Source organism: Streptomyces sp. NPDC058665, from assembly GCF_042714995.1.
Classification (GTDB): Bacteria; Actinomycetota; Actinomycetes; order Streptomycetales; family Streptomycetaceae; genus Streptomyces.
The window spans coordinates 1-6,968 of sequence record NZ_JBHXRX010000130.1 but is presented as its reverse complement, the minus strand read 5'-3'; the positions used below and the strand labels follow the sequence as shown (position 1 = coordinate 6,968).

The 6,968-nt window shown below is 67.3% G+C and carries 10 protein-coding genes; 6 read left to right on the top strand and 4 right to left on the bottom strand.

Features of this window, described 5'->3' with window-relative positions:
* The first annotated feature begins 122 nt into the window (after positions 1 to 122).
* On the top strand, positions 123 to 1,211 hold the full coding sequence (locus ACFWV8_RS38075; protein ID WP_384215063.1) for an IS630 family transposase: 1,089 nt from the start codon (positions 123 to 125) through the stop codon (positions 1,209 to 1,211).
* Positions 1,212 to 1,330: 119 nt separating this feature from the next.
* Here ACFWV8_RS38075 and ACFWV8_RS38070 read toward each other — a convergent pair whose 3' ends face one another.
* Positions 1,331 to 1,816 (bottom strand): hypothetical protein, encoded by a 486-nt coding sequence (locus tag ACFWV8_RS38070; protein ID WP_384215062.1) that lies wholly within the window; start codon positions 1,814 to 1,816, stop codon positions 1,331 to 1,333.
* Between the two features lie 113 nt (positions 1,817 to 1,929).
* On the opposite strand from ACFWV8_RS38070, the gene ACFWV8_RS38065 reads away from it, so the two are divergent.
* Positions 1,930 to 2,514, top strand: a complete 585-nt coding sequence (locus tag ACFWV8_RS38065; protein ID WP_384215061.1) for a hypothetical protein — start codon at positions 1,930 to 1,932, stop codon at positions 2,512 to 2,514.
* Between the two features lie 45 nt (positions 2,515 to 2,559).
* Here ACFWV8_RS38065 and ACFWV8_RS38060 read toward each other — a convergent pair whose 3' ends face one another.
* Positions 2,560 to 2,787 carry a hypothetical protein gene (locus ACFWV8_RS38060; RefSeq protein WP_384215060.1) on the bottom strand — a complete coding sequence of 76 codons (228 nt, stop codon included), beginning with the start codon at positions 2,785 to 2,787 and terminating at the stop codon, positions 2,560 to 2,562.
* A gap of 268 nt (positions 2,788 to 3,055) precedes the next feature.
* On the opposite strand from ACFWV8_RS38060, the gene ACFWV8_RS38055 reads away from it, so the two are divergent.
* Positions 3,056 to 3,313 (top strand): hypothetical protein, encoded by a 258-nt coding sequence (locus ACFWV8_RS38055; RefSeq protein ID WP_384215059.1) that lies wholly within the window; start codon positions 3,056 to 3,058, stop codon positions 3,311 to 3,313.
* 469 nt (positions 3,314 to 3,782) lie between these two features.
* Here the strand turns inward: ACFWV8_RS38055 and ACFWV8_RS38050 are convergent, their stop codons facing one another.
* Both ACFWV8_RS38050 and ACFWV8_RS38045 read right to left on the bottom strand, forming a co-directional pair.
* Positions 3,783 to 4,286 (bottom strand): hypothetical protein, encoded by a 504-nt coding sequence (locus ACFWV8_RS38050; RefSeq protein ID WP_384215058.1) that lies wholly within the window; start codon positions 4,284 to 4,286, stop codon positions 3,783 to 3,785.
* Positions 4,287 to 5,201: 915 nt separating this feature from the next.
* Positions 5,202 to 5,657 (bottom strand): hypothetical protein, encoded by a 456-nt coding sequence (locus ACFWV8_RS38045; RefSeq protein WP_384215057.1) that lies wholly within the window; start codon positions 5,655 to 5,657, stop codon positions 5,202 to 5,204.
* A 46-nt stretch (positions 5,658 to 5,703) separates the two neighbouring features.
* On the opposite strand from ACFWV8_RS38045, the gene ACFWV8_RS38040 reads away from it, so the two are divergent.
* From ACFWV8_RS38040 to ACFWV8_RS38030, 3 genes are all read left to right on the top strand, one after another.
* Entirely contained in the window at positions 5,704 to 5,862 is a 159-nt protein-coding gene (locus ACFWV8_RS38040) for a hypothetical protein (RefSeq protein WP_384215056.1), read from the top strand.
* A gap of 279 nt (positions 5,863 to 6,141) precedes the next feature.
* Positions 6,142 to 6,390 (top strand): YlcI/YnfO family protein, encoded by a 249-nt coding sequence (locus ACFWV8_RS38035; RefSeq protein WP_384215055.1) that lies wholly within the window; start codon positions 6,142 to 6,144, stop codon positions 6,388 to 6,390.
* Positions 6,387 to 6,764: a toxin Doc gene (locus ACFWV8_RS38030; protein WP_384215064.1), complete on the top strand. Its 378-nt coding sequence runs from the start codon at positions 6,387 to 6,389 to the stop codon at positions 6,762 to 6,764. Before ACFWV8_RS38035 ends, ACFWV8_RS38030 begins: the two co-directional genes overlap by 4 nt.
* Positions 6,765 to 6,968 lie beyond the last annotated feature (204 nt).

Here is a 6,968-nt window from a genome sequence, read left to right as displayed (position 1 = left end):
AGGACCCTCGACAAGTCCCATCGTTGCAGGTCAGCAGCACTCTCCATTTATTTGATCAAGACTCGGACAGACCCACTCGCGAAAGCGCGAGGTTAGTTCGCTTGCGGTTGTAGGGTGTGGTGATGCCTGGTCCGAAGCCGCTGCTGCTGGAGTTGTCCGATCACGAACGCAGGGTGCTGCGGGGCTGGTTGCGCAAGCGGACGGCGTCTCAGGCGCTGGTGTTGCGGTCGAGGATCGTGCTGGCGTGTGCGGAGGGTCGGCCGAACGGGCAGGTTGCGCAGGATCTGGGCGTCTCACGGGAGACCGTACGCAAGTGGCGGGTCCGGTTTGCTGCGGATCGGCTGGAGGGTCTGGTGGACAGCCCGCGTTCGGGGGCCCCGCGGAAGATCACGGACGAGCAGGTCGAGGCCCTGGTCGCCAGGACTCTGGACCAGGCGCCGCCGACGGGTGATTCGCACTGGTCGACGCGTTCGATGGCCGGGGCGGCGGGGATGTCGCAGTCGGCCGTCTCACGGATCTGGCGGGCGTTCGGTCTCAAGCCGCACATCGTGGAGACGTGGAAGCTGTCTACCGACCCGCAGTTCGTGACCAAGGTCCGTGACGTGGTGGGCATTTACCTGTCGCCGCCTGAGAACGCCCTGGTCCTGGCGGTGGACGAGAAGTCGCAGATACAGGCCCTGGACCGGACTCAGCCCGTGCTGCCGATGGTGCCGACCACGCCGGCGAAGATGACCCATGACTATGTCCGGCACGGCACGACCAGCCTGTTCGCCGCCCTGGACATCGCCTCCGGGGCGGTCATCGCCCAGCACTACCGCCGCCACCGCCACCAGGAGTTCCTCCGCTTCCTGAAGGTCATCGACGCCGCCGTTCCCCAGAACCTCGAACTCCACCTGGTCCTCGACAACTACGCCACCCACAAGACCGAGCCGGTCAAGAAGTGGCTGCTGCGGCACCCTCGCTTCCATCTGCACTTCACTCCCACCTCGGCGTCCTGGCTCAACCTCGTCGAACGCTGGTTCGCCGAGCTGACCTCCCGCAAACTCCGCCGCTCGGCCCACCGCAGCGTCGTCGAACTCGAACGGGACATCCGCAGCTGGATCAACGAGTGGAACAACAACCCCAAGCCGTTCGTCTGGACGAAGACCGCCGACGACATCCTCGACACCCTCGCCGCATACTGCACACGAATTAACGACTCAGGACACTAGACCAGTTCGGCGGGGAGCAGGCCCTGACTGGCCATCATCACGGAACGTAGTCGTTGAAAAGCTGGGCGAACGGGCTCCTTCGGGCGTGTCGCGCGTCGAGTACGGGCTCGTTTCAGGTCCTACTGGGAGAACGCGAACGTCCGGACGGGATCGAGGTGCAGTTCGTGGGGCCCGAAGCAGTCGGCTGCGAGCGTTGCGACCGGAGCGCCGCAGGGGCAGGCTCGGTTGAGTCCTTCGTTGCCGGTTGGCCCGCAGCACCCTGTGCTGTTCTCCCAGTTGGGCAACGGCTGAAGGTCAAAGGCGTCCTCGGGATTCACCAGCATGGTGCCCGGGGTGCCCGCCGAGATGACGAAGCCCTCCTCGTTGCAGACCAGAGGACTGCGGGACTGCGCCGGCTGCGGGTTGTCCTGATCCTCCTGCAGGACATAGGGAGGTCCCCAGGGCTCGGGGTCGATCGCGTAGTGACCCTGTCGGACGGTGGAAGCTGCCCGACGTGTCTTCTTGTCCCGGTCTTGCAGGCTGTCCGTGACGTCGGGGACTGCGGCGAGCTCGACGAGCTCCGGCGTGATCGCGGTGCCGCACTTGGAACAAAGGAAGACGGTCATCCCCTCGTTGTAGTGCTCAGAGTTGCCACTGCGCATCCTCTTTGTGCTCGGCGGCGGCGAGGCCGACCCCGATCGAATAGGGCAGGGGCCTTGGACCAGGGAAAATGCAGCACATGGAAGACGCGTTCACATTCCTTCGGCAGGCCGTCGACCTACTGCCCGAGGATGCCGTGGCAGAGAACGGCCAGACGGTCGGAGATGTTCGCAGGGACATCGAGCTTCAGGAATGGGAGATGGCACTTGACGTACTCATCGAGATCGCGGATGTCCATCCGGTGTCCATCGCCTTCTGGGAGATGCTGGCCGAGGCCGCTCGGCAGATGATGCTGGACCGCAGCCGCCGTTGGTGCGAGTGGCGGGGCTGGGAAGTCAAGCACGGCACCGTCCGCGCGACCCTGACTCTGCTGGGAGCCGACGAGGGTGGACGGCGGAGTTCCTTCTCAGGGGATGGTCGGCTCAGGCCTCTGTGGGACATCGGTAACCGCACCGCAGACGGACTGCGAGGTCTGAACATCGCGCGGCTTTGGGTGGAGTTCGCGCCGCAGCTCGGCCCTGGAGAGACAGCCGACGTTCGCCTGGCTCCCCTGCAGCCCGAGCAGTGGCAGCATCTGAAGCCCGGTGACGTGATTACAATGCACGAGGCTCAACCTGTCGCCGGCCTTGCCGAGATCATCGAGGTCCTGCCGCCTCACGTTTGAGGCCGCTGGGCCAGGAAGGTCCGAGATGCTGGCGGGGGACGACCGTCAGCCACTGTCAGGGCTCGCGGTGAGTCGGTCGGCGTTGGTGCGGAAGTCGGGCATGCCGAGGTGGACGGTGGTCGGCTGGGCTGCCCGGTCGCGCATTGCCTGAAGTTTCTGTGCGGCGGCGGCCATGGTGGTCTCGATGCCGGCGACCTCGCCGAGCCAGCCCTGGTCCCTGGCTTCCTGGAGGCGGTCGGCGAGGTTGGCGTGGATCTCCTGGAGGCGTGGCATTTGGGCTGGGTCCACGAGGAGTAGGGGGCACCTGACGCAGGCGTTTTCATGTTGGCACGGGGTCGAGTAGTCGCGGCCGCAGGTCCCCAAGGCGACCTTGCGTAGTTCGAAGTGGGAGAGGAATTCGTCCCACTCGGTGGTGGTGAGCTCGCGGTACTCCTCGCTGGGCCGCAACTCTGCGGCAGCCGGGAGGGGCAGGTGGGTCCGGGGGCGCGCTACCGTAGGGGCCGACACCCGGTCTTCCCTTCATTTTCCGGCAGGAGTTCACGTGCCTGAGGATCCCGTCGCCCACAGTGAACTCGCTGCTCTCACCCGGCGTTTCGAGCAGGTGCAGGAGAAGACCGACCGTGAGTTCGGGATCGTCAAGAGTGATCTGACCGCCGTACGGCTCCAGGTCGGCAATCTTGATCAGAAGGTGGACCAGCTCGCCGGTGCGGTACAGGCCCTGGGCGAGAAGATCGACCGCAACCAGGCCCAGATCATCGAGCTGCTGTCCGGCCTGGTGGGCAAAAACCCCAACTCCTGAACCCCGTGATGTGCGCCGGGCGGCGACCAGGGTCCGCCACCGGTCATGGGTGCGCTGCTGTCCGTCGACCCACTGCCCGAGAGGCCGGCCCGGCCGGGAGCGGGCAGCGGCACCACGGTCACGACCGGACGGGCTGCTGCTGCAAGTCCCGTCGACCGACCGGACGCGAGTCCGCTCGGCCGCCCCTGAAGTGGGCGATGTCGACGTAGTAGGCGTAGTCGCCGACGTTGGTCCTGTCGCGGAGCCGGGCGATACCGGCTGCCGGGGAAGATACCCGCCACTTCGGCGATACTGCGCCCAGCCGCGGGGCCGACGTCACATCCAAGGTCTGGCTCCGTACGCGAGAAGGCACCGACGGTGCAGTCATCCCCCTGCGCACGACCACCCACAAATCCTGCCCGCCCTGCGTCACCAGAGAAGGCGAGACGAGGGTGCTGGCCTGCCTCCCCGTGTGAGGGGCGCGATTTTGTCAGCTTTCTTTCACGTATCTGCGCCACTCTCCGGCGTCGGTATCCCAGTAAACGAGGACGGTACGCCCTTGGGGATCACGGGCCGCCAGAGCCTCTAGGTTGGTGTCGGCCAACTTTGAAAGCGCCTCGTCCGTCGGGTCACCACGCATCTCCAGCCAGGTGTTGGCGGCGCTGTCTCCGATGACATGCAGCGCTGGTGTGATACCTCCGGTGAAGCTGCTGGCGGTGATGCCGCTGGTCAGTTCGCTGGCTTCTCGTCCAAGGGCTCGACCGAAAAGCTGACGCACCTTGGCATACATGTCGGCCGCTGCCTGCTGTGAGACGGCTTGAACGAAGGGCAGCGCCGCCGCAGTCCCCACGATAGCGGCGGCTGTTTCCAGGTTGCCCAGGTCTATCGCGACCGGGTCAGGAGTCCTGTTGCGCGACTGTTCCTCCTTCGAGGCTTGTCTGGACTGCGGCTCGAAGTTCGAGGGGTCTTTCTGAGTGTCCTGCTCTGCTGTCATCTCCACCTTCCGTATGTGAGCGGGCCCAGCTTCGTATCTGCCGTTGGCCTGAGGCTTGGAGCAGAAACCCTTGTCCGATCGATCTTGAGTGCGGCGTAATCGGAAACGGCAGGCAGGGCGGGTGACTCTGTCGGGGCAGTGCATGGAGGCGGGGCCTGTCGGTTCCTCAGAGAAGCCAGGAGCTGCACCGGAAGGCCCTGTTGTCCTGTTGTACGTGCCCACGCCAGCAGCTCCCGACTCGCGTGTCCGGCAGGACAGTTCGCGGCCCGACTCGCCGTCACCGGATGGCTGACAGTGGGGTGCCGCTGGCGTCGCGCCTCCGGGGTCGAAATGACGCGCTTGTTGAGGGCGGACCTGGCGCTATGGCGGATGAGTTGCTGTCCAGATACCGGAGGGTGGTGGCGGCATAGGGACGTCAGGCGGGTGCGGGAGAAGCTGAGTGGCCGTTTCCATGTCGGCGGGCGTTCGTCATCCAGGCCGGCGACCGTTCGACAACGATCACCCCCGGTCCGTGATCACTTGAGCTGCTGTCCGGCCTGGTGGGCAAGGACCCCAACTCCTAACGGTGTGACGGGTACGCCGGGCGGCGACCACGGTGCGCTGGTGCCCGCGAGCCCCTGTGCCCGCGAGGGCGGCCCGGCCGGGAGCGTGAGGTCGCCCGTGAAGTCGGCGTAGTCGCTTCAGCTGTGAGGCATCTCTTGGCCTGGACCGTGGTCTACCGTCTGGTGCGCAGAAGGTCGCGCCTGGCGGTGACGAGATGGTGCCAGCGCGTGCGGGTGGCCTGTTCGCTGTCGAGCCATTGCGGCGCAGTGTGCTCGACAGGGATCGGGCGGTCGGCCATGAAGTGCGCAATGTCGGTGTAGTAGGCGTAGTCGCCGCCCTCGGTCAGTTCGCGTAGCCGGGAGATGGTTGCCGTCAGTGCGTCCCGGTCGTCCAGTACCGCCTAGTGGAAGGCGAGCGCCAGCTCAAGGGTGGTGTCATGGAGGTGAGGCCCGCGAGGCCGAGCTCGGTGCGCAGGGCGCGGACGCGGTCTTCGGGCATGGGGTTGTCGGCGTCGCGGATGAGGGCGGCGATGGCCGTGTTGATCCTGGTGGCACGCAGGTCGAGGTGCGCGAGGAACTGTTCGGCCAGGTCGACTTCGTGGTCGGCCTGGCGGGGGTCGAAGAAGGCGACGGCGAGGGCGCGCAGGGCCTGATTGTGGGCGGCCTCGCCGGACTTCGCGTGCTGTTCGGCTTCGATGCGCCCGGCCATGTAGGCGGCGGCAGCGCGGACCGGCTCTCCCTGGACCCACCACACGTCGCCCAGGACGCGCTGTTGGCGCCCTTCCCACGCGAACGACCTCGACGCCGACCGCAGCCTGGTCGCGGTCACAGCGAAGACGAACCGCAGCAAGAGTGATCAGGACCCGGCGGAGTGGATGCCGCCGTCGGCCGACGCGCGCTGCACGTACGTAGCGGACTGGGTGTCGACGAAGCTCCGGTGGCAGCTCACCGTCGACACATCGGAGCGGAACGCGCTCGCAGAGATCGCCGAGGGGTGCGGGCAGCAGCAGGTGGAGTACGCCGTCGCGCCGTAGCCAGCGGTGCTGTGCGCCCGCCCTGTGTCCGGCCCACCCCGCCATGGTGTGCCCGCCAACACCCAGCTGGCTCGGTCGCGGCGCCGACCGGGGGGCGTCCCATAGCTCCGGGCACCGCGCGCGGAAGCCCTCGAACCGTGACGGTTCGAGGGCTTCTCGTGTCGGAGGTCAGGCTCGGTCGGTACGCCTGCCGGGCCGCCGGTCCTCGACGACGGCGCGCACCTCATCCGCCGGTAGTACCGGTGTCGCTGCTGTACACCTTGCTGTACGGTCGGAGGTATGTCGAAGCCAGTGACGATCCGAGTCCCCGAAGAGCTCCACGCGCAGCTGCAGGCGCGCGCCGAAGCCGAAGGCACCACGGTCACCTCGCTCATCACCGAGGCCGCGCGCAACGCGGTCCGCGACCCCCGCCTGGAGGGCGCGGCCGAGGTCTTCCGCGCCTTCGTCACGGACAACGCCGCCGTGTTCGACGCGGCCTTCCCCGAGGATGCCGCCGCCCGGCTGGACGCTTCGAGGCGGGCCGCCTGACCGTGGAGCTCCACATCGACATCCGGTGGCTCCTGGAGCGCCAGGCGGAGGTCCTGCCCAAGCAGCCCTCGGTCCACGACTTCTCCAACCTGGTGGCCGCAGTCGCCCGCCACAGGGTCAACACTCCCCAGGTCGGCGTCACCGTCGACAACGCCTGGCGCGCGGCCGCGCTGATGCACGCCATCATCCGGCTGCGGCCTCTCCCGGCCCGCAACGCCCTGTTCGGCTCCGCCCTCGCTACCGCTTACATGGACGCCGCCGGTGAAGGCATCAACCCGCCGTACGGCGCCGTGATCGACCTCGCACGTGACATCGACGCCGGCAGGTCCGACGCGTATGACGTGGCCGACCGCATCCGCTCCTGGCGGATCTGACACCGACCCGGCCAGATGAAGGGGAGCTCCCGTGACCGATCCGGTCGACGGCCTGAGTAATGGAGACACGGCTCGCACCGCCGGTCGCTGAACTGCTTCGGGCCCAGGAGGCGTGTTCGGCAGCGGCTCGACGGCCCGAGTCGTGGGTGCGGCGCCGCACCCGCGGGGTCGCGGCGAGGAGCCATGCTGCTTGACGGACCGGCG

Bases quoted from the DNA above. Each gene is read 5' to 3' on its own strand.
- ACFWV8_RS38075 (WP_384215063.1), top strand. From the start codon at position 123: ATGCCTGGTCCGAAGCCGCTGCTGCTGGAGTTGTCCGATCACGAACGC.
- ACFWV8_RS38070 (WP_384215062.1), bottom strand. From the start codon at position 1,816: ATGACCGTCTTCCTTTGTTCCAAGTGCGGCACCGCGATCACGCCGGAG.
- ACFWV8_RS38065 (WP_384215061.1), top strand. From the start codon at position 1,930: ATGGAAGACGCGTTCACATTCCTTCGGCAGGCCGTCGACCTACTGCCC.
- ACFWV8_RS38060 (WP_384215060.1), bottom strand. From the start codon at position 2,787: ATGCCACGCCTCCAGGAGATCCACGCCAACCTCGCCGACCGCCTCCAG.
- ACFWV8_RS38050 (WP_384215058.1), bottom strand. From the start codon at position 4,286: ATGACAGCAGAGCAGGACACTCAGAAAGACCCCTCGAACTTCGAGCCG.
- ACFWV8_RS38040 (WP_384215056.1), top strand. From the start codon at position 5,704: ATGCCGCCGTCGGCCGACGCGCGCTGCACGTACGTAGCGGACTGGGTG.
- ACFWV8_RS38035 (WP_384215055.1), top strand. From the start codon at position 6,142: ATGTCGAAGCCAGTGACGATCCGAGTCCCCGAAGAGCTCCACGCGCAG.